This is a genomic window from Paenibacillus glacialis (assembly GCF_001637205.1).
GTDB lineage: Bacteria > Bacillota > Bacilli > Paenibacillales > Paenibacillaceae > Paenibacillus_AQ > Paenibacillus_AQ glacialis.
The window spans coordinates 256,997-278,431 of record NZ_LVJH01000002.1 but is presented as its reverse complement, the minus strand read 5'-3'; the positions used below and the strand labels follow the sequence as shown (position 1 = coordinate 278,431).

At 40.7% G+C, this 21,435-nt stretch carries 22 protein-coding genes; 14 read left to right on the top strand and 8 right to left on the bottom strand.

What is annotated here, in order from left to right; genetic code table 11:
* Window positions 1-206: 206 nt before the first annotated feature.
* The gene (locus PGLA_RS01755) at window positions 207-770 is read right to left on the bottom strand and encodes a C40 family peptidase (protein ID WP_068527793.1); all 564 of its coding nucleotides are present in this window, start codon (window positions 768-770) and stop codon (window positions 207-209) included.
* A 426-nt stretch (window positions 771-1,196) separates the two neighbouring features.
* On the opposite strand from PGLA_RS01755, the gene tkt reads away from it, so the two are divergent.
* Window positions 1,197-3,239: a transketolase gene (gene tkt / locus PGLA_RS01750; RefSeq protein ID WP_068527790.1), complete on the top strand. Its 2,043-nt coding sequence runs from the start codon at window positions 1,197-1,199 to the stop codon at window positions 3,237-3,239.
* Window positions 3,240-3,287: 48 nt separating this feature from the next.
* A complete protein-coding gene (ppnP, locus tag PGLA_RS01745) occupies window positions 3,288-3,599 on the top strand; it encodes a pyrimidine/purine nucleoside phosphorylase (protein ID WP_068527787.1) in 312 nt (103 codons plus the stop codon).
* A 152-nt stretch (window positions 3,600-3,751) separates the two neighbouring features.
* Here the strand turns inward: ppnP and PGLA_RS01740 are convergent, their stop codons facing one another.
* A complete protein-coding gene (locus PGLA_RS01740) occupies window positions 3,752-4,651 on the bottom strand; it encodes an NAD(P)-dependent oxidoreductase (protein WP_068527785.1) in 900 nt (299 codons plus the stop codon).
* A 192-nt stretch (window positions 4,652-4,843) separates the two neighbouring features.
* Here PGLA_RS01740 and PGLA_RS01735 point away from each other — a divergent pair, with 192 nt between their 5' ends.
* The 9 genes from PGLA_RS01735 (at window position 4,844) to PGLA_RS01695 (ending at window position 13,988) form a co-directional block, all read left to right on the top strand.
* Entirely contained in the window at window positions 4,844-6,199 is a 1,356-nt protein-coding gene (locus PGLA_RS01735) for a glucose-6-phosphate isomerase (protein WP_068527783.1), read from the top strand.
* Between the two features lie 194 nt (window positions 6,200-6,393).
* Window positions 6,394-7,026: a YigZ family protein gene (locus PGLA_RS01730; RefSeq protein WP_068527780.1), complete on the top strand. Its 633-nt coding sequence runs from the start codon at window positions 6,394-6,396 to the stop codon at window positions 7,024-7,026.
* 5 nt (window positions 7,027-7,031) lie between these two features.
* Window positions 7,032-7,616 carry a TetR/AcrR family transcriptional regulator gene (locus PGLA_RS01725; protein ID WP_068527777.1) on the top strand — a complete coding sequence of 195 codons (585 nt, stop codon included), beginning with the start codon at window positions 7,032-7,034 and terminating at the stop codon, window positions 7,614-7,616.
* Between the two features lie 444 nt (window positions 7,617-8,060).
* Complete coding sequence (gene cysT / locus PGLA_RS01720; protein WP_068527775.1) at window positions 8,061-8,876, top strand: sulfate ABC transporter permease subunit CysT; 816 nt, start codon at window positions 8,061-8,063, stop codon at window positions 8,874-8,876.
* A complete protein-coding gene (locus PGLA_RS01715) occupies window positions 8,873-9,670 on the top strand; it encodes a sulfate ABC transporter permease subunit (protein WP_068527772.1) in 798 nt (265 codons plus the stop codon). The genes cysT and PGLA_RS01715 overlap by 4 nt, the downstream gene beginning before the upstream one ends.
* Before the next feature lies 1 nt (window position 9,671).
* Window positions 9,672-10,736 carry a sulfate/molybdate ABC transporter ATP-binding protein gene (locus tag PGLA_RS01710; protein WP_068527770.1) on the top strand — a complete coding sequence of 355 codons (1,065 nt, stop codon included), beginning with the start codon at window positions 9,672-9,674 and terminating at the stop codon, window positions 10,734-10,736.
* A 40-nt stretch (window positions 10,737-10,776) separates the two neighbouring features.
* Entirely contained in the window at window positions 10,777-11,835 is a 1,059-nt protein-coding gene (locus PGLA_RS01705) for a sulfate ABC transporter substrate-binding protein (RefSeq protein ID WP_068528359.1), read from the top strand.
* A gap of 125 nt (window positions 11,836-11,960) precedes the next feature.
* Entirely contained in the window at window positions 11,961-12,731 is a 771-nt protein-coding gene (locus PGLA_RS01700; RefSeq protein ID WP_068527767.1) for an MBL fold metallo-hydrolase, read from the top strand.
* A gap of 171 nt (window positions 12,732-12,902) precedes the next feature.
* Window positions 12,903-13,988, top strand: coding sequence for a site-2 protease family protein (locus PGLA_RS01695; protein ID WP_084410653.1), 1,086 nt, complete (start codon window positions 12,903-12,905; stop codon window positions 13,986-13,988).
* A 123-nt stretch (window positions 13,989-14,111) separates the two neighbouring features.
* Here PGLA_RS01695 and PGLA_RS01690 read toward each other — a convergent pair whose 3' ends face one another.
* The 6 genes from PGLA_RS01690 to PGLA_RS01665 all read right to left on the bottom strand — a co-directional run bounded on the left by PGLA_RS01690 (window position 14,112) and on the right by PGLA_RS01665 (window position 20,294).
* Complete coding sequence (locus PGLA_RS01690) at window positions 14,112-14,912, bottom strand: Cof-type HAD-IIB family hydrolase (protein ID WP_068527764.1); 801 nt, start codon at window positions 14,910-14,912, stop codon at window positions 14,112-14,114.
* 171 nt (window positions 14,913-15,083) lie between these two features.
* On the bottom strand, window positions 15,084-15,992 hold the full coding sequence (locus PGLA_RS01685; RefSeq protein WP_068527761.1) for a DMT family transporter: 909 nt from the start codon (window positions 15,990-15,992) through the stop codon (window positions 15,084-15,086).
* A gap of 113 nt (window positions 15,993-16,105) precedes the next feature.
* Window positions 16,106-16,333: a hypothetical protein gene (locus PGLA_RS01680; protein ID WP_068527759.1), complete on the bottom strand. Its 228-nt coding sequence runs from the start codon at window positions 16,331-16,333 to the stop codon at window positions 16,106-16,108.
* A 26-nt stretch (window positions 16,334-16,359) separates the two neighbouring features.
* A complete protein-coding gene (locus PGLA_RS01675; protein WP_068527756.1) occupies window positions 16,360-17,463 on the bottom strand; it encodes a GerAB/ArcD/ProY family transporter in 1,104 nt (367 codons plus the stop codon).
* 20 nt (window positions 17,464-17,483) lie between these two features.
* A complete protein-coding gene (locus PGLA_RS01670) occupies window positions 17,484-18,680 on the bottom strand; it encodes a Ger(x)C family spore germination protein (protein WP_068527752.1) in 1,197 nt (398 codons plus the stop codon).
* Window positions 18,681-18,683: 3 nt separating this feature from the next.
* The gene (locus PGLA_RS01665; RefSeq protein WP_068527748.1) at window positions 18,684-20,294 is read right to left on the bottom strand and encodes a spore germination protein; all 1,611 of its coding nucleotides are present in this window, start codon (window positions 20,292-20,294) and stop codon (window positions 18,684-18,686) included.
* 119 nt (window positions 20,295-20,413) lie between these two features.
* On the opposite strand from PGLA_RS01665, the gene PGLA_RS27805 reads away from it, so the two are divergent.
* The 3 genes from PGLA_RS27805 (at window position 20,414) to PGLA_RS01655 (ending at window position 21,430) form a co-directional block, all read left to right on the top strand.
* Window positions 20,414-20,590 (top strand): hypothetical protein, encoded by a 177-nt coding sequence (locus tag PGLA_RS27805; RefSeq protein ID WP_161487819.1) that lies wholly within the window; start codon window positions 20,414-20,416, stop codon window positions 20,588-20,590.
* A gap of 186 nt (window positions 20,591-20,776) precedes the next feature.
* Window positions 20,777-21,115, top strand: coding sequence for a hypothetical protein (locus PGLA_RS01660; RefSeq protein WP_211269483.1), 339 nt, complete (start codon window positions 20,777-20,779; stop codon window positions 21,113-21,115).
* Window positions 21,116-21,166: 51 nt separating this feature from the next.
* On the top strand, window positions 21,167-21,430 hold the full coding sequence (locus tag PGLA_RS01655) for a YqkE family protein (protein WP_068527743.1): 264 nt from the start codon (window positions 21,167-21,169) through the stop codon (window positions 21,428-21,430).
* Window positions 21,431-21,435: the final 5 nt, after the last annotated feature.

The window sequence follows — 21,435 nt, the reverse complement described above, 5'->3', positions numbered from 1 at the left end:
AAAATGCGAAATGATCACATCGTTAATATCATCTAATAGTTTCAGCTTTTTTACAGTTGCAAATGTCATAGTTAGCATGGTGGGAACATTTCCAAATAATAGTAGCGACAAGATTACGAGGGATTTAGCCCAAATGAAAGAAGCTGACACCAGTTGTGACTACTGGAGCAGCTTACAGTTTTGTTTATGTATTGTTCTATGAAATGTTAAGCGGTTCTTATCCGTTTGAATACGACTCGAGTAGGTTTAAGGTAACGCTGGAGTTTTCCTTTGTAGATTAATTGTAGGTCAGGGGCATTAACCAAATCACCTGGTGTAGCAAGTAAAGAGGATTTATTTATTAAATGAACACCGTTGTTTTCGAATACAGAAGCTACAAATTGAGAACAGAAATAAGCATAGTCTCTCTTAATTTTTACATTAAGAAGGAGTCCAAGCATACCAATTAAATTATATTTATATAGTTCATGGTTGCGTTCCATATCAAGAATTTGATTGCGAATATTGTTGTAAACCTCTGTATTAACCTTACAACGATAAACCGCGCACGTAGCATGTCTGAATAATTCCCAGTTCATGTCTTCCTTAACGAAACCCGCGAAGAATGGATTGTTTGGGTTCTTTCGACCGAAACTATATACTTCTGTTAATTCTTTGTCAAATGCAATGGATGCATGATTTAGAGGATCTTTCGTGAACCACTTAATGGTTTTATTCAGAACTGTTCCTGTATCCGTTAGTAGGATATAAATATCGTGGTCCTTAGACATTTCTCATCACCCTCTACTCAATCATATAACCATCGTTAGTTAAATATTTTTGAGTTCACATCTAAAAGTTGATCTTTAGATGATAGTAGTAGTTTAACATATATTTGTCTCTTTTTTACGGATATTTCCTGAAGTTTTAATAACATATGTATCTATTTATAGGATTTAGAGCGGATTATGTAATGGATTGGGTTGAAGTGAATACTTCGTTATGACATGTACAAGCTTAATTATCTTGTATTACATATGGGATAATGCATGCAAGGAAGGTAAAAACTGAACAAGGATATGGAAATGAAGTGAGCCAAGTGTTACAATAAGTCATATTGAAACATTCAAAGCGGATTTATTTCATAACAGCGCAGTGGAACACGTTATGGAGGGCTTTGCGACGTAAGATTTAACAGAAGTATGAGGAGGATATACATGACTAACAACAATCAAGTGATTAACAAAGAAGAGAACAACACGATCGATAACTTATCCATTACAACGATACGTACTTTGGCTATTGATGCCATTGAAAAGGCGAATTCTGGACATCCAGGTATGCCAATGGGCTCCGCTCCAATGGGATATCAATTATTCGCGAAGACGATGAACCACAATCCTGATCAACCAACATGGATCAACCGTGACCGTTTCGTATTGTCTGCGGGACATGGTTCGATGCTACTGTACGGCTTGCTACACCTAAGTGGATATGATCTTCCGATGGAAGAATTGAAGAATTTCCGTCAATGGGGAAGTTTGACACCAGGTCACCCAGAATACGGTCACACAGCAGGAGTAGATGCGACAACAGGACCGCTTGGACAAGGAATTGGTATGGCTGTCGGAATGGCTATGGCTGAAGCTCAACTTGGCGCAACTTATAATAAAGATAATTACAAAGTGGTTGACCACTTCACGTATGCTATCTGTGGTGATGGCGATTTGATGGAGGGTATCTCCAGTGAATCAGCTTCACTTGCAGCGCATCTTAAACTAGGTAAATTGATTACTCTTTATGATTCCAATGATATTTCTTTGGATGGTAAATTGAACTTGTCATTCTCTGAGAATGTTCAAAAACGTTTTGAAGCTTATGGTTGGCAAGTATTGCGCGTAGAAGACGGTAATGATCTTCCTGCAATTGAGAAAGCAATCAAAGAAGCACAAGCTGACACGAACCGTCCAACGTTGATCGAAGTGAAAACCGTTATTGGTTACGGTAGCCCGAATAAACAAGGTAAAGGTGGACATGGTGGTACGCACGGATCTCCACTAGGTGCTGAAGAAGCTAAGTTAACTAAAGAAGCTTACAAATGGGTATATGAAGAAGACTTCTATGTACCACAAGAAGTTCGTGAACATTTCGCTAAAGTAAAAGAACATGGTATTGCTGCTTACCAAGCATGGGAAGAGCAATTTGCACAATATAAGAATGCTTACCCTGAGCTTGCAGCTCAATTCGAGAATGCTGTTGCAGAAAAACTACCTGAAGGTTGGGACAAAGACCTTCCTAAATATACTACTGAAGATAAAGCAGTCTCCACTCGTGTAGCTTCTGGTAGTGCATTGAATGGTCTAGTTGGTAATGTACCGCAGCTTCTAGGTGGATCTGCTGACTTGGAAAGTTCAACGATGACTCACTTAAATGGTCTAGCATCATTCACTTCGGAAAGTTATGATGGCCGCAATGTTTATTATGGTGTACGTGAGTTTGCTATGGCTGCTGCGATGAATGGTATTGCACTACACAAAGGACTTAAAATTTTCGGCGGAACGTTCTTCGTATTTACCGATTATTTGCGTCCAGCTGTTCGTTTGGCAGCCATCATGGGTCTTCCAGTAACGTATGTACTGACACATGACAGTATTGCTGTTGGTGAAGATGGTCCAACACATGAACCTATCGAGCAACTAGCTTCCCTACGTATTATCCCAGGTCTAACGGTTATCCGTCCGGCTGATGCTAATGAGACTTCTGCAGCATGGGCTTATACAGTTGAGAACACTTCTAATCCGGTAGCTCTTGTATTGACTCGTCAGAATCTTCCGATTCTTGCTGCATCCGTAGATGGTGCTCGTGAAGGAATCAAACGTGGAGCTTATGTCGTAGCAGATGCGAAAAACGGTAGTCCAGTAGCTCAAATTCTTGCTACAGGTTCCGAAGTACAACTCGCTGTTAAAGCTCAAGAAGAATTGGCTAAAGAAGGCATTGAAGTACGTGTCATCAGTATGCCGAGCTGGGATTTATTCGAGAAACAAGATAAAGCTTATAAAGAGTCTGTTATCTTACCAGAAGTGAAAGCTCGTCTTGCAGTTGAAATGGCTTATCCACTAGGGTGGGAGAAATACGTTGGAGACCAAGGTGATATTCTAGGTATTTCTACATTCGGAGCATCTGCTCCTGGTGACCGCGTTATGAAGGAATATGGATTTACGGTTGAGAACGTCGTTAGCCGCGTTAAAGCACTTCTTTAATCGACTAATGGATATCATATCTCATTGAAATAGGGAGTGGAGATCTTCATGTCTGAGTTCAGTAACGCTACAATTGTTAAAGCTGCCAATGTGTATTATGACGGTAAGGTGACTAGTCGAACTGTCATATTAGATGGTGGTTCTAAAGTAACGCTGGGTATAATGCTACCAGGTACTTATGAATTCGGCACGGACGTTCCGGAGATCATGGAGATTCTTTCTGGGGATCTGGATGTCTTGTTACCAGATGCAACGGAGTGGCAAACAATTCAAGGACCAAGTACGTTTCATGTGCCTGGACAGTCCAAGTTCAAGCTTGAAGTCCGCAGTGTAACGGATTACTGCTGCTCTTACGTTTAAATAAATAAAGTAGGTTGCCTTTATTTTTTTGAACGAGTGTAAAGAAAACCAAACATAAAAAGGGTAAGCCTGGGAAGATTCCAGGCATACCCTTTTTATTACAATGATCATCACGTATAAAGTATCCATGATAACTTCAAGCTAACAAACAACTACTGAAGTGGCTTGCCAGCAATGGTGTGACCGATCCATGCCTCATAACATTTCACAACAGCTGAGAGATCTTCTTCGCCGAAACCTTCGCTTTGTCCTGTTTGGAATAAGCTTTTTGCTAGGTTAAGCATCGGAGTAGGAACCCCGATGGAGTCGGTAAGCGAAGAAGCAAGCTTAAGATCTTTCAACATGAGTTGTAGCGAGAATTGGTTAGTGAAATCATGCTCTATAATTTTGCGCCCTTTGAGATCAGCTGCTTTACTTCCGGCAGAACCAAGTTGAACAAGTTCTAAGAATGTATCAGCAGGAATACCTGATTTCGAGGCTATGGAGAAACCTTCTACTAAGGCGAGATTGTTGATTCCTACCATTGTGTTATGAGCTAACTTAGCGACGGCTCCGCTACTATTAGGTCCCATATGAAGTACGCGTTTGCCTAGTGTATCAAATACGTCCGATTGGTTGGTAATGATATCTGCACTGCCTCCGACCATAAAGACAAGTGTTCCATCAATTGCAGCTGGACTGCTACCTGTAACAGGAGCATCAAGAAAATGTGCCCCTCGTTTATTAACTTCAATAGTCAATTGTTTAACGAGTTCTGGAGAAATCGTGCTGCAATCAATAACGGTCGTTCTACTGCGAACGGCGTCTAGAATACCGTCTTCACCGTAATAAATGCTACGAATCGAATCGTCATTACTCACCATCGTAATTACAACATCTGTACCATTGGTAGCTTCTCGTGGTGTCAACGCTATAGTAGCTCCTTGATCAATCAGAGGTTGGCATTTGGAAGCCGTACGATTGTAGACCGTCACTTCGAATCCTTTGTTAATGAGATTGGTTGCCATGGGTAAACCCATCGTTCCAAGTCCTATGAACCCGATTTTTTTCACAAAAGTCACCTTCTCTATTTAGGTTATAAACTTCATTTATATTAACACGAGTGTCTGGTACAATCCATTGGGGGCTCAAATGATTTCAATTGATCCTGCCAAACCTTGTCAGTGCTATGATTTTGAAGTATCCTAGTTTAAAGAAGGTTTACGGAAATAGATATATATATAATCAGGAGGTTACCATTACTTATGTCTAAAAACATTAATTTTGATTACAGCAAGGCGTTATCTTTCATTAATCAACATGAAATTGACTATTTAGCTGAACCAATCAAGCTTGCTCATGAGCAGCTACATAACGGTACAGGAGTTGGATCAGACGCGCTTGGGTGGATTGATCTACCAACACAATATGATAAAGAAGAGTTTGCTCGTATTCAGAAAGCCGCTAAGAAAATTCAAAGCGATTCTGATGTACTGATCGTTATCGGTATCGGTGGTTCATACCTAGGTGCTAGAGCAGCAATTGAAGCACTCTCACACTCTTTCTACAACATGCTACCAAAAGATAAACGCAAAACGCCTGAGATTTATTTCGCAGGTAACAACATTAGCTCAACGTACATCACTCATTTGTTGGACCTTGTAAAAGGTAAAGATTACTCCGTCAACGTGATCTCTAAATCAGGTACAACAACTGAACCAGCAGTGGCATTCCGTGTATTCCGTGCTGATCTAGAAAAGAAATATGGTAAAGAAGAAGCTCGCAAACGGATCTATGCTACAACAGATAAAGAAAAAGGCGCATTAAAGAAGCTAGCTAACGAAGAAGGATATGAATCTTTCATTATTCCAGATGATGTCGGTGGACGTTTTTCTGTTCTGACACCGGTGGGTCTATTGCCAATTGCTACAGCAGGAATTAACATTGAAGAAATGATGCAAGGTGCTGCTGACGCTTCCAAGGAATTCAGTAACCCTAATGTAGCTGAGAACTTGAGCTACCAGTATGCTGCCGTTCGTAACGCTTTATACCGTAAAGGTAAAGCCATTGAAATTCTTGTGAATTATGAGCCTTCTTTGCACTATGTATCCGAATGGTGGAAGCAATTGTTCGGTGAAAGTGAAGGGAAGGATTATAAAGGAATCTTCCCTGCATCTGTTGATTTCTCAACGGACCTGCATTCGATGGGACAATTTATCCAAGAAGGTAGCCGTAATATTTTTGAGACCATTATTCAGGTAGAAGAAGTGGCTGAGCATATTACAATTGAGAGCGATCCTGACGATTTGGATGGATTGAACTTCTTGGCAGGTAAAACGATGGATTTCGTGAACAAAAAGGCATTCCAAGGTACGATGCTTGCTCATACGGACGGACAAGTTCCTAACCTGATCGTAACTGTTCCGAATATGACACCTTATTCCTTCGGATATCTCGTATATTTCTTTGAAAAGGCAGTCGGAATCAGTGGATACCTACAAGGTGTCAATCCATTTGACCAACCAGGTGTTGAAGCTTATAAGAGAAATATGTTCGCACTTCTTGGCAAACCTGGTTACGAGAAAGAAAAAGCTGAACTGGAAGCTAGACTAACGGAATAGGCTTGCTTTAGAATTGAATATAGAATACTTACACAGATAAAGAAGCAGTTCACCGGTCGCACCATATTCGGGGAACTGCTTTTTTTAAAATATTAGAGAGTATGAAGTTATATCTCCTACAAGAATGGGTGTCGTCCATAACTAGGGTAGTATATCAAGATTCTACTTGGTGTTATCAAAGGAAGGGTAATTGTATGATTGAAAGTTATAAGACTGTACGAAGATCAGGATCTAAAGAAATAGTCATCAAGAAGTCAAGGTTCATCGGGCATATTATGCCTGTAGAGACTGAATCTGAAGCTATTGCATTCATTGAAGACATCAAGAAACAACACTGGAATGCAACTCATAACTGTTCAGCGTACATGCTAGGGGAAAGAAATGAGATTCAGAAGCAATCGGATGATGGTGAGCCTAGCGGTACAGCAGGTAAACCTATTCTTGAAGTGATCCGTAATCAAGGTTTAAGTAACGTTGCAATTGTAGTAACTCGTTATTTCGGTGGGATTATGTTAGGCGCTGGAGGTTTGATCCGAGCCTATACAGACGGAGCCGTTGTTGCGATTGAAGCGGGGGAGGTCATCACTCGTATTTTGCATCAACAAATTTTTGTGGAAGTAGATTATACGTGGCTAGGTAAGGTTGAGAATGAACTGCGGAACAAAGAAGTTAGGATGGGGGAAACTTCCTTTACGGATAAGGTCATGCTAACATGTCTTCCTAGAAATAGTGAGGTAGAGACATTTAAGGCATGGATGATTGACTTAACGCAAGGTCAATCGCGAGTCTCGGAGGGAGTACAGCTTTATTATATTGAAGGGGAATAACGTCTATGGCAAGAAGAGCAGTGGAACAGGAGTTATCGAGGGAACGTATTTTGGAAGCAGCTAGAAATCTATTTATTACAAAAGGATATCGCGCCATTTCAATGCGTAGTATAGGTCAACACCTTGGTTATAGCCATGGCTCTTTATATTATCATTTTAAAGAGAAAGCCGAGTTATTCTATGCGATTGTGGTAGAGGATTTCGCCCATCTTGCGCATCGGTTGATAATAGCATCCGGTGTGGAAGAAACAGAGGGGTTGTCCAAGCTGGAGTACTTTATGATGGAATTTGTATCATATGGTATGAACAATCCTCATCAATATGAGATCATGTTTATGATTCGTGATGAGGAACTACTTTCCTACTGTCGATTTGAACAAGGCCGTTGTTTTGAATTGTTCACTTCCATTGTTTTTACTTATTTACAAGATGGAGAACATGCTGGAGGAGAACCCGATCAGTTATCGCGGACATTGTTTTTGTCGCTACATGGATTCATATCATATTATATTCAGGATCGTATTCCCTTTGAAGAGATTAAGCCATTAGCCCTTTCGCATGTATCGTTGATTTGTCGCAATTTAGGGTAGTTGTCTTATGTCTATTGACCTTCATGCTTTAAATTGATACCGCGGTGTAAGAACATAGTGTTACTATGATAAATTTATATAGATTGAACTAAAGACGAAATCCCATATTCATGTTCTTCTTCAGAAATGATTGAATAGGTGAGCGTAAACTTTAGTTCACTCTATATAGATAGTGAAATAACTTTAGAAATAGCAAGGCGAAGAAGAGCAGGTTAGTGCCTGCCCATTTTTCGCCTGTTTCGCATGTGGACAAACAGACCAGATATCTTTAGGAAATAGACGCAGTGCTTTATTGGAATATATTCAACAAAACTATTGACGATATGAGTTAAATTTTGGTAAAGTACTGATATGTACAAAACCAAGTGGATTAATGGGTATTATTAAAATATTCTTAACGGATGAGCCGCCCAAATTGAACTTTGGAGGCAGGGGGAATGAGTTATGAACACCATATTGCGGCATAAGGGATGGATCTGGGGATTTCGAAGTACTGTTTTATTGTATTTTATTATGCTCATCGTATTACCTTTATTAGGCGTATATTTCAATTCGTTTTCCCTTGGATGGTCCATGTTCATAGAAAGTGTGAGTGATCCCATCGCATGGAAATCGGTTCTTTTAACGTTGAAATTAGCTGTCATTGCAACCCTAATCAATGTGGTTATAGGGACGATGATTGCATGGGTATTAAATCGCTATTCTTTCTTTGGGAGATCGGTTCTCAATAGCTTGGTGGATTTGCCGTTTGCGCTACCCACTGCGGTTGGAGGTCTTATGATTCTATTGTTGTTAGGTCCGGGAAGTTTTATTGGATCCATAGCGGAATCATTAGGGTTCGAAATTGTATTTCATCAGCCAGCGATTGTGATTGCCATGGTATTTGTTACTTTTCCCTTTGTAATTCGAGCGGTACAGCCGTTACTAGAAGAAATAGATCCATCAGAAGAAGAAGCTGCATATACGATGGGTGCTACCAGAACATGTGTCTTCCGCAAAGTACTTCTACCATCGATGGCACCGGGTATGATCAGCGGAGGGATGCTTGCCTTCTCTAGAGCATTAGCGGAATTCGGTGCGGTTGTCCTTGTAGCTGGTAATATTCCAGGTAGAACATTAATTGCTTCTGTTTTTATATATGGTGAAGTTGAAAGCGATAATGCTACAGGAGCTGCGGCAGTGTCTATCATTCTTCTAACGTTATCTTTCTCTATATTATGGTGCATTAACTTGGTGCAGATGAGAGGGAGAAGATCATGAAGAAGTACTGGATTACACTGACGTATATTGTTTTCATCGTATTGATTATTATTCCTTTATTAAAAATAGGATCAGGTGCTTTCAGTGAGGGCTTTAGCGGTTGGAAAGATGCCTTAATCAGACCTGAAGCGATACATGCCCTGATGGTAACTGGGCTGGTTGTGGTTGTCGTTACATGTATAAACACGCTCTTTGGAGTCATGATGGCTATCTATTTGGTTAGAAGCCATTGGCTCAGTAATAAGATAAAGGGCTTTTTGAATAGTATTGTGGACCTTCCATATGCGGTATCGCCAGTTATCGGTGGATTAATGATCGTATTGTTGTTGGGACCAGAAAGTATAATGGGTGGTTTTTTTGAAAATATTGGATTTCGGGTCGTATACGCATTTCCCGGCATGGTTATTGCCACATTGTTCGTTACATTTCCATTGATGGTTCGTGAGGTTATGCCTGTACTTCAGGAGATCGGAGCGCAACAAGAGGAAGCAGCTTCAACACTGGGTGCCTATGGATGGACAACATTCTGGAAGGTTACATGGCCTTCGATCCAATGGGCAGTTCTATATGGTGTCGTATTAACGGTAGCTCGGTCACTGGGAGAATTCGGAGCAGTTCTTGTCGTATCAGGCAACATTATGAACAAGACTCAGACGGCGACTACACTTGTATATCAAGATGTAGAGAATTTCAATGTGATAGCCGCCAATAGTGTAGCTCTAGTCCTTGCAGCTATTTCTATTGGATTGCTACTGATGATGGAATGGACCAAAAGAAGAAAGGGCGTGTCCTGATATGCATATAGAGGTCCGTAATTTAAACAAACATTTTGGAGATTTTCATGCTGTAAAGGATGTTAGTTTTGAAATCGAAAAGGGTCATCTAATCGGATTGTTGGGACCGAGTGGTGGTGGGAAAACGTCTATATTGCGGATGTTAGCAGGTCTAGAAGGACTCGATTCTGGGGAAATTCGCTTTCATGGTAAACTGGTCAATGCATTACCTCCGCAGGAGCGAGGCATAGGGTTTGTATTTCAGAATTATGCTTTATTTAAGCATATGACGGTATTCGATAATATCGCTTTTGGTTTGAAAGTGAAAAAGATCCCTCATGCTAAAGTGAAATCACGCGTAATGGAACTCGTAGAGTTGACTGGACTAAAAGGGTTTGAGAAACGTTATCCTCACCAATTATCTGGTGGGCAACGACAAAGAGTTGCTTTTGCACGTGCACTAGCACCTGAACCGCAACTGTTACTATTAGATGAACCTTTCGCGGCTATTGATGCCAAGATTAGACAAGAGCTTCGTACATGGCTTAGAGACTTGATTGAACGTGTAGGGATTACCTCCATTTTTGTAACTCATGATCAGGATGAAGCCATTGAAGTAGCAGATGAAATTATGATCATTAATCAAGGGCGTGTCGAGCAGAAGGGAACACCTTGGGATATCTATAAAGAACCGAAGACACCATTTGTGGCGACGTTTATTGGGGAGTCCACGTTAATTGATCATATATCTGAATTGAAGGGGTTTGAAGAGGTAAAGAATGATTCGGGGACTCGAGCTTTGATACGACCAGAATATATCGAAGTGGGCCATGAGCATGAATTTATTCTTGCTTCAGCAACGGAAGCAGGCATTATACGACATTTACATTTTCGGGGAAGCGAATGGCTAGTAGAAGTTGAAGTTGCTGGACATAAGCTGATCACGTATCGTTCATTAGAGAAAGAGACATTGAGTATAGGTCAGGAAGTTCGTGTATTGGTCCATCGTGCATATTTGTTCAATGAAGAACGGAGCTGGATTATGGAAAACAGGCTGAAAGATGTTCCAATTCCAATCATGATTTAATGGCGTATTGCATACATGAGAATGGGAGGGGGAGAAGATGATGAGAAGAAGAATCTCTAGTCGTTACGCATGCTTCAGCATCATGATAATAGTAGTGAGTCTATGGGTCATAGGCTGTAGCAATGACGATCTACCCGCTTCTAGTAAAGAACCTGCACAAGATGCAGAGAAGACCCTAGTGATCGGCGCATATAGTGTAGCTAAGGATGCTTTAGCCGATATCTTACCTTTGTTTCAACAGGAATGGAAAGAGCGGACAGGGCAGACAGTCAAATTTCAAGAATCCTATGAAGCTTCAGGTACTCAAGCACGTTCTATTGTTGGAGGTTTCGAAGCGGATGTGACCCTTCTTGCAATGGAAGGCGATATCGATAAATTGATTAAGGCTAAGTTAGTGGATACCGATTGGAAGAACAAGCATGAGAAGGGAATGGTGACCCGGTCAATTGTTGTGCTGGGTACTCGCGAGGGGAATCCTCTCGGAATACAAGATTTCAAGGATCTAACGAAGCCTGGTGTAAAGGTCTTGTATCCCAATCCGAAAACTTCAGGTGGAGCACAGTGGGATATTAATGCGATTTATGGCGCTGGCTTGAAAATATCTGAGGAAAAAGGAAAGAAAGATCCTGAGGTCGCCAAACAATTTCTAGAACAGGTACATGAGAACGTGGAGTCATTAGATAAGAGTGGAAGATCATCCATGGCCGCATTTGAATATGGTGTAGGGGATGTCATTGTAACCTATGAGAACGAACTGTTTGCTCGTATTCAAAAAGGTAAGAAATACGATATCGTCGTACCTAACAATACGATACTGATCGAGAACCCAGCTGCTGTAGTTAGTGCATACGCGGATAAACATGATACGCGTGAATTAGCAGAAGCTTTTGTGGCATATTTGTGGAGTGAAGAGGCGCAAAGGATATTTGCTAAACATGGCTTCCGCTCGGTGAATAAAGAGGTATATGCTGAGAACCAGAGTAGATATCCGACACCAGATGGATTGTTTGATATTGAATACCTCGGTGGATGGGCTCAAGTACGTGAGACAATTTACTCTAAACGTGGGGTATGGTATCAGGTATTAGCTGGACTTTAAAGCTTAGTAAAAGATAGCAGAGGAGGATGCACCTTTAAATTTAGGGAGCATCCTCCTTTTATAATAGGATGTTTATGAATTATAATAGCTCTATACATAGTAATAGTAAGGAGAAGATAATCAACATGGATAGATTATTGTTTCTTGGAACGGGTGACGCTATGGGCGTTCCACGAGTTTATTGCGATTGTAGCGTATGTATGGAAGCAAGGCAGACCGGTGTGAATCGTAGATTGAGATCATCCGTTATGGTTGAGGGAGAAGGGGGCTCTTTTCTCATTGATTGTGGACCTGATTGGCGTAGCCAGATGGAGACACTTGAGAAGCGAATAACAGAGAAGGTGCTGGTAACACATGCCCATTTCGACCATATTGCTGGATTACCAGAGTGGGCCGATGCTTGTCGTTGGACGGATAGAAAGGGTCAACTTTACGCACCGATGGAAGTCATAACAAATATTGTAGTCCAGTTTCCTTGGTTGAAGAATAATCTTGAATTGATAGCTATAGATGATGGAATTCAATTAGCTGGGTGGCATATTACAGGTTGGAAGGTGTGCCACGGAAAGAATGGCTATTCTTACGCATATCGACTTGAACAAGGTGATTATAGCTGGGTATATTGCTCAGATGCTATCAATCTTAGTCATATGGAGAAACAACCTATGGTAGGATTGAACCTATTGGTATTGGGTACCAGTTTCTATCATGAAACTGCTGAATTCTCATCGCGTTCTGTCTATGATATGAAGGAAGCGGAACAATTGCTGCAAGAGATTAATCCGAATAAGGTGATCTACACGCACATGTCTCATGATGTTGATCTGTCTCAAGATTATCGACTGCCCCAAGAGGTCACATTAGCGCGTACAGGTTTGGAAGTTGTGCTATCCTAAAAGGGCTGAATATTAGAGTCGCTTCTTTTATTGCGATCCATACAAGATATGATTGGGCTTGTTTTACTAATCCTTACACCATATGATAATAATTGGGACTTATTATACTAGAATCATTTTATCTCAAGCTTCGGTAACGCTAGAGTTCGGAGAATGTGAGGGAGGATACTATTGCAGAAAAAAGAAAAGAAAAAAGATTCTCGGTTGATGTATATAGGAAGTACAATTGTGCTCTTACTGTTAAAAGGTAAATCGCTACTTGCACTTCTGAAATTCGGTAAGCTTGGTGGAGTAATATTCTCTATGGCGATTTCGATAGGTGCATATGCTCTGATCTATCCATGGCAATTCGCTTTGGGCATAGTCTTGTTGTTATTGGTTCATGAGTTGGGTCATGTGTTCGCAGCGAAAAGGAAGGGGCTACCTGTCTCTGCACCATTATTTATTCCTTTTCTTGGTGCGATGATTACAATGAAAAAAACTCCATTAGATGCTAAGACGGAAGCCTACGTAGCATTCGGTGGTCCCGTGTTAGGCTCCATTGGCGCAACGGGAGTTTTTCTAGCTGCTTATTGGCTGGATAGTCCCTTACTCTACTCACTAGCGTATGTAGGATTTTTCCTGAATTTGATCAATCTATTACCGATTCATCCACTAGATGGAGGTCGGATTGCTACCGCAGTCTCCCGCTGGTTGTGGCTTGTGGGTTTGGTGGGAGGATTAGGCGTCATTATTTATTTGCGTTCGTTTTTATTCTTTATTATATGGGCGTTGTTTGCTTACGATCTGTATAAGAAGTATGTCAAAGATCGTAATAGAAATATTGTGGAGTTTGCAAATGCTAGTTTTATAGTACCTGTGGAACATCTATATGCTCAAGGTGCCATAATCCCTGGACCTGAGCATAAAAGAGAGTTACCCTTCAGTACTTATTGTAATTTGGAAGAACAACGACAATATGTTAAAACAGAGTGGGCTAGTATGGATTTCAAAGGAATCATCCCTATGCCACAGCAGGGGATAATTAAGAGAGTTCTTGCGAGCGTTCTTGTGAATGGCCTAGAACTTCAACGAACACCTGAGGATTATCGTATTAAGATTAACTGCCAAGTGGAGTATACGCGTTACGAGAATGATAAGTATTACGACGTACCATTATCATCTCGTTGGAAATTCGGAATAAGTTATGGACTACTTGCTTCAGCATTAATAGGTATGATGTACTTGGTGCATAGCGTAGGTAATATTAATGTGTAATGACTGGGCTCCGAGCTCAGAAATTCCTCTAATCGCTAACTCGCCAATAATATGAGACAAGATATATAAAATAGCAGGCCTAGGATAACCTAGGGCCTGCTATTTTGTTTATCTCGTGTTATTTTACTCTACGTTCAATACAAACTTCTCAATGACTTGCTTGATGCCATCTTCATTGTTGCTTAATGTCACATAGTCCGCAATTTCCTTGAGGGCATCAATAGCGTTCCCCATAGCAACGCCTAGACCTGCAGCCTCTAACATTTCATGATCATTCCATGAGTCGCCAATAGCGATTGTCTCTGAGAGTTCAACGTTGAAATGATTAGCCAAGAAGGTAAGCGCGTGACCTTTCGTTCCTTCATGGTGCATGATTTCTAAGAAATGTGGTTTAGATTTGGTGATATGGACTTGATCTCCCAACAATTCACGAAGGATCGGGGTTATTTCATCCAAATAAGCTGGATCATCAATAATTAGCATTTTGGGTGTCGGTTGATCCACCATTTTGATGAAATCTGGCTCTATAAAATATGGCGTTCCATTTAGAGCACAATAATCGATCAGTTTCTGGTTTTCTTCCCTTGAATATAGCTTATCATCAATATAAACCTGCACATGTAAGTTATGCTCGATACAATAGTTAAATAGTTTAAGTGCAGCATCCTTGGGAACAAAACGTTCGTAGAGAACTTTTTCGTCCAATAGATTCTTAATTAAGGAACCTTGATACGTAATAATTGGCACGTTTAGACCTGTCTGACGTGCAAGGTGTTGCGCAGATGCGTAAGCACGACCTGTGGCAAGGGTAACGACTACATCTTTAGCCACAGCTTGTTCGAGTGCTTCTTGTGTGGAAGGCAATACTTCCTTGTCGTCGTTAATCAATGTGTCATCGATATCGATAGCAATCAGTTTGTACATAAATTTCTCTCCTTAAATAATCTATTTATATGTGAATCAATTTCATAATAGCATAAGCGGGTTCAATCAATACGATATATAGATCAAAATGATTTTATTTGTCTATATATCGTGTCCTTAAGTCATAGTTGATCCTTTATGAAATTGATTCATGTCTGTCCTTATTGTAATCTATTTCGGGACTAATGTGCTCGGTGTAGATTTTAATTCTGCAATAATCATACCGGTGAGAATACAGATACATCCGAGTCCAGCAAGTGTTCCTAGTACTTCTCCACCGAAGAAGACTCCTGTTATTGCCGCAAATACTGGCTCTGTGGCAAAGATAATAGCTACACGAGCAGGAGAAGTGAACTTCTGGCATACCGTCTGAATCCAAAAGGCAAGCGCGCTTGTAGGTCCAATGGATATGAGTAATGCAAAAAGCACCTCTGGTTGTACTAATTGATCTATGACCTGATGGATCGGACCAAGATCCTCAAACAACAGGGAAGAGAACGTACTTAGTAACCCCACAATGAACATTTGAAGTGTGCAAAGTAGCAGGGCTGGGTATGTAGGTGCGAAAATGGCTGTGTATGTTACATGTAACGCAAAGGCAATAGCACATAAGAATATAAGTAGGTCACCTTTATTCAAACTGAAGGATGAGCCTGTGAATGTCAGTAAATATAGTCCGATGGCAGCTAACAGAGCACTTAGCCATGTGTATCGAGAGATCGGATATTTCAATAGAATCAAAGATAGGAAGGGAACAAAAATAACAGAAAGTCCAGTAATAAAGCCTGCATTCGAGGTTGTAGTATAGAGTAATCCTACGGTTTGGAATGCATAGCCCATGAATAGGAAAATACCTAATAGACTTGCATGCTTAAGGATCTTCCAAGATAATTCCTTCCATTGACTTCGATAAAACACTGAAATAATAAGAGCCAATAGTGCCGCTGCACCAAGAAATCGTAATCCGTTAAAAGCGAGGGGTGGAAGCACTCGAACGGCATTTTGAACGATGAGAAAGGTAGACCCCCACATCATGGCAACAAGAAGTAGACTGAAATTAGCGAGATGAGCTCGATGCACTTGTGACATCCTTTCATAAGCAAGTGTCCAAATTGTATCGCAAAAATAAAGGTTGGACAAGGAAATAGAAAGAAAAAAAGAGCTTCCATTCCAATAAGGAAAGAGGCTCATGTTCACTTTAACCATACATCCATCAAATCAGACACGGGCTTGTATACCGATATGACCCAATCTAATGGATTAGGAATCTTGAATTCTAGCGCTTGAGCAAGACCTAATATGGTACCGAATAATAAGAGAAGGGAAAATGCCCAAAGCTCCTTTTTTAATTTCTTCCTCCAAAGAGGAGGGACCTCTATAGCAATGATTATAGCGACAATGAAAAGCATCCCTGTGAGCATGATGATGGCTCCTTTTTCGTCAGTTTTCAGTTAGTTGATCTCTTGAATTTTGTTCGAACAAAATAAACAGCCAATAATAACAACGGTAAGAGTAAGCCATAAGTCAAGTCGAAATACGGCCAGTATTTGGAGATTACTTTATTGAAATAAGTTATACTAGGGGAAATGACTGGCGTAAGTACAATCAGGAGCAAGCCTACAGGTAAGGTTAACATCCGATATCCCTTTAATTTTAACAATTGTGCTAAACCCAAATTGAAAATATAAAAATACAAAGTAACTTTCATAAAAATGGTTAACGTCCACATGAGGGCTAACATGGCTTCAACCCTTTCAAAAAAGCGACCGACAGTTACCCTTCTTGCCAAGGAATAAGTGGGATACATACTTCTCGCAGTATGATCGGGACCGAGAACAAGAATAGAAACAGTGATAATGATGATTAATACGATGCCTCCTAACAGTACACCTTGTAAAAAACCTTTTCTTATCTGTTGTGGTTGATTCACATAAGGGAATATCATTAAAAAAACAACTAGCTCCATAAAGGGAAAAGCTATACATGAGAGAGAGCCATGCAATACAGGCTTGATTCCATTTTCTAGAATGGGTTGTAGTTTCTCGAATTCTGCTTGAGGAGAAAGTAAGATGACTAGTATGAGGAAAAAAAAGATGATCCAAGGTAAGAATATTTCCCCGGTACGTGCAATAACCTCAAGACCCAAGCGTACTGCCATGATAACAATACATACAAATAAGATTTGAATCGCTTGAGTTGGAGTTTCCTGCATCATTACTGAGGTCACAAAATCACCTGTCTCTCTCGTATGTGCCACAACGGATAGAAAGGTGTAAAATAGGAACATAAGCGATACGAATGTCCCGAACCATTTTCCGAAAATTTCTTGAATAGATTGAACCAAAGTCAAATGGGGATAGAGCTTTCCCACCATGCTGAAAATGTAAACGGCCAACAAGCCTACCGCTAGTCCAATCAAACCGGATATCCATACATCTTGTTTCGCCTCGAATGCAGCGATGGAAGGTAATACCAGAATCGAATCCCCAATGGTAATGAGCATCACTAAGACGGTGAATTGACGAATACTTATTTTAACGTTCTCAGGCATATGTTTTATTTCACTCCATTTTATTCTTTCATATCTTCGAGGAACGAGTTAGATATCTTCCCCAAATACGGAATCTTGTGAGTAACCTTCACATTCACTGGAATATTCACGAAAGTTTGATCCCAATTTTTTTTTAACTTTTTCCAGGCCTTTGGATACGAGCGACGAATGACTTCGCCAAATCCAAAAATATCGATTTTGTATTCTTGTTGCACTTTTTTTATAGTCTTTTCAATGAACTCTTCCGTTTTCCGGTCCGCCAATTTCTCCACTTCAGCAATGGTTTCCGTCTTTGTTAGATCAAGATGGCATTGTACCTCTCCTACATTGGCCTCCGATTGTACTTCGATAGTGATACGCGGGTGTTCATCGCGGAGGCTACCTTTAACCTTCGTGTTTGAGCGAATGACTTTTAATGACAGTTTTCCTCCATCGGGACAGTTAACATGTCCAACTGTACTTTTAATATTATTGTCAATATAGTTGTATGCTTTGCCTTCTTCGTCACTTAACCAACCAATCAGTTTATCCTTTCTAAACACTGCTAATCCTGAGTATTGCATATCGGCAGGAGACGGAACGGTTTCAACATTTTTTTTGGATTCACCTATTTTTTTATCTCCTATGACATTAAGTCCTGTTAATACCGGGTGCCTTCCTTCACTCACAAGTTCAGAGATCAATTTATCCAAATTAACCGTTGTTGTAGGTGCCCATTGTTTCGCCGATGTCTCCAAAGTAGAAAACAATCTAATAGAAGGTACTTTTTCTAAGTTGGTTAATATTTTTAACATATCCTCGGCCGTAGCTTGCTTTGCTACAACAATGAAATAGTCATTTCGTGTTTCGGGTTCTCTCGACATGAGATCGAGAGAATCTCTGATTCCTTCTCTGGCCAATGATTCGCTAAGGACTAAAATTCGAATATGGGCTAAATATATTTTGCGGGGACTAATCGTGGTCATTTGTCGAAGGGCTTCTAATATGGTGTCACCTGTCGCTTGATACAAAGTGACCGGCGCCACGGACCCCCCTTTTTTTCCACTGACTTCTCCTGGTTCTACAACTTGAGCAGAAACCTTGTATTGATTCCCAGATTTATCGATCGCTATGCCTACGGCAATAGCTAAGTCGTTCAATTCCCGGCGGTTCCAACAACCCGTGACGAATATGAGCAAGATTATGAAAATACAAAGTAACAATCCTTTCCGTTTCATTGCTCAACCTCCTGTGTTGTCCTGCGGTTTTTCCGGAGGAGTACTTTGTTCGCGAATGATATTATTCTTACTGATCATTCGAGGACGGGAAAACATTGCCCACCGGGGCATTCGGAAAAGGGTGTCTTTCTGATCCTCAAGGATAAACGGAGCCAATGGACTCATATAAGGAACCCCGAAAGAACGCAAGCTACACAAGTGAAGAACAATCGCAATGACACCGATGATAATTCCATACAAACCGAACGAAGCGGCCAATCCCATCATTAGGAAACGTAGCATTCGGATGGTCATGGCCATGTTATAGGCAGGCAGTACAAAGCTGGAAATTGCCGTAATAGCAACGACGATAACCATGGCTGCGGATATGAATCCGGCCTCAACTGCGGCTGATCCAATGACCAATGTTCCTACGATGGATATCGATTGTGCTATGGCCTTAGGCAATCTTAAACTGGCTTCTCTCAGAATTTCAAACGATACTTCCATCATGAGAGCTTCAATAAATGCAGGGAAGGGAACTCCTTCCCGTTGAGCTGCCAAATTAATCAGAAGTTGAGTGGGCAACATTTCCTGATGAAAAGTCGTGATGGCTATGTACAGAGCGGGACCCAATAGAGAAATGAAGACACTTATAAAACGAAGTATACGAATGAGCGTACTAATATCCGCGCGCTGATAATAATCCTCTGCAGCTTGAAAGAAAGAGATAAGCACAATAGGGACGACCAGAACCATCGGTGTTCCATCCACTAATATGGCAACTTTCCCTTCTAGAAGATCGGCGGCAATAATATCAGGACGTTCCGTATGATAGATCGTAGGAAAAGGAGTATATGTTTCATCGTGAATCAATTCCTCGATATATCCACTTTCCAAGATCCCATCAATATTGATTCGATCTAAACGTGCATGAACTTCTTTTACAATGTCGTCACTCACAATTCCTTTGATATACATGATCGCGACATCGGTTTTGGTTACTCGTCCAATTTCCTTCGTCTCTAGCCAGAGATTAGGGTCCTTTATTTTTCGACGTATTAAGGCAGTATTGGTGCGTAGGCTTTCTGTGAAACCTTCTTTTGGTCCCCGGATAACAGTTTCTGTAGTCGTCTCTGTTACACCACGGTCTTTCCATCCACGCATACCGATACTGAAACCTTTTGAGTAGCCCTCCAATAAGAGGATGGCATCTCCGGACAACAGGGATGTTAATAGGGGACCCCACTCCGTAACATCTTTGATATCTCCAGCAGTCAGGAAATGATCTTTTAATACTTGAAAAATGTCCTCTTGGGACGTGATCAAATGATTTGGATCCGCATTTGCAATATTTAACATAAGAGATTCCATAATGAAGTTCTGAATAGATTTGGAATCTGCCAATCCGTCCGTAAAGATAATGGCTGCCTTGATCTGTCGTTCCGAGCCAATCTGAATTTCTCTGATAACGATGTCGCTACTATTTCCAAGTGAATTATTTATATGTTGTAAATTTTCTTGAAGGTTTATTGTTAAAGGTACTTTAGTTTGTTCTGGTTCTTTACTTGAGTCGCTGTTCCCAAGTGAAGGGTTTTTAAACATTTTTGTGATTACCCTGCTCATAAAGTCCATAGTTGTTTTTGTCCCTCTCTGTAGCTGCTGTTAACGGTATTACCATAATAACGGGGACATATACCGTAGGAATAGGGAGCGTTTGTTTCTAAATAATGGTTTCTATATGGGGACGTACCATGAGTTCAACATTATCGCTTCAAGATGCTAGAAGAGACTCTACCACTCAGAGACTAGGCGTTGATTCGCAGCGTTTACAGGTACTCGATAAGCGTAAGACCTTTGTTGTGAAGTTGATAGGGGCATTCCGTCATACTGATCTTAAGGTGTTCTACATCCAACAGAAGGAGATGTGAAGATCCTCGGATACACGCCATGGAAGCACCGTAAGAAATACGTTCGAAATATCGGCGCTGAAAGATGAACCATTTGAGGAAACACTGAATGAACTTGTGAAATTGCTGGATGTTAATGCCGTCATGCGTAAACCGACACGTCAATTGTCCCTTGGAGAGAGAATAAAATAAGAGTTCATTATGGAGATGCTTAATCGACCGAAAGTTGTTTTTCTTGATGAGCCAACGATTGGCTTATACGTGATTGCTAAGGAGAAAATTCGTAGCTTTATTCAGGAAATGAACGTTCGCGGGGTTACTTTTATTCTAACGACAGAAGTACAGGCGGACTGGAGTGGAATCGCAGATGTAACCGTTCTGAAGCAAGTATCCGAGATGGAGGCTGAGCTTGAACTAGATACGGAACAATTAGAGCTTAAGGAGTTCATTCGTATCGTGAATGATCGATATATCATTCACGATATGTCTATCAATGCCTTATCGATTGACAGAGTTATTAAGGAGTTATATCAAGTGAAGATATAGAACGTGTCGTCATTAACTGATATAATATGGTTCTGAAATGGAGATGATTCTATGGCTAAGAAAAACCGAGCTATTCCGGCTCCAAAAAAGTCCGATTCCGAATATAAGCCAGCTACGCTAAAAGATTTATTAAGCAGTGATATTCTGGAACAGTTGAAGTCTCAAGCAGATGAGATGAAGGCGGAGGAAAAGAAGAAGAAAGAAGAACAAGAATTGATGAAGGCGGAAGCTCGTAAGCAAGAGCAAAAGAAATTGGATAACAATTTCGAACATCTGCTCGAGAATAGTAATATGGATTGGCATAAATATAAATAAGATCA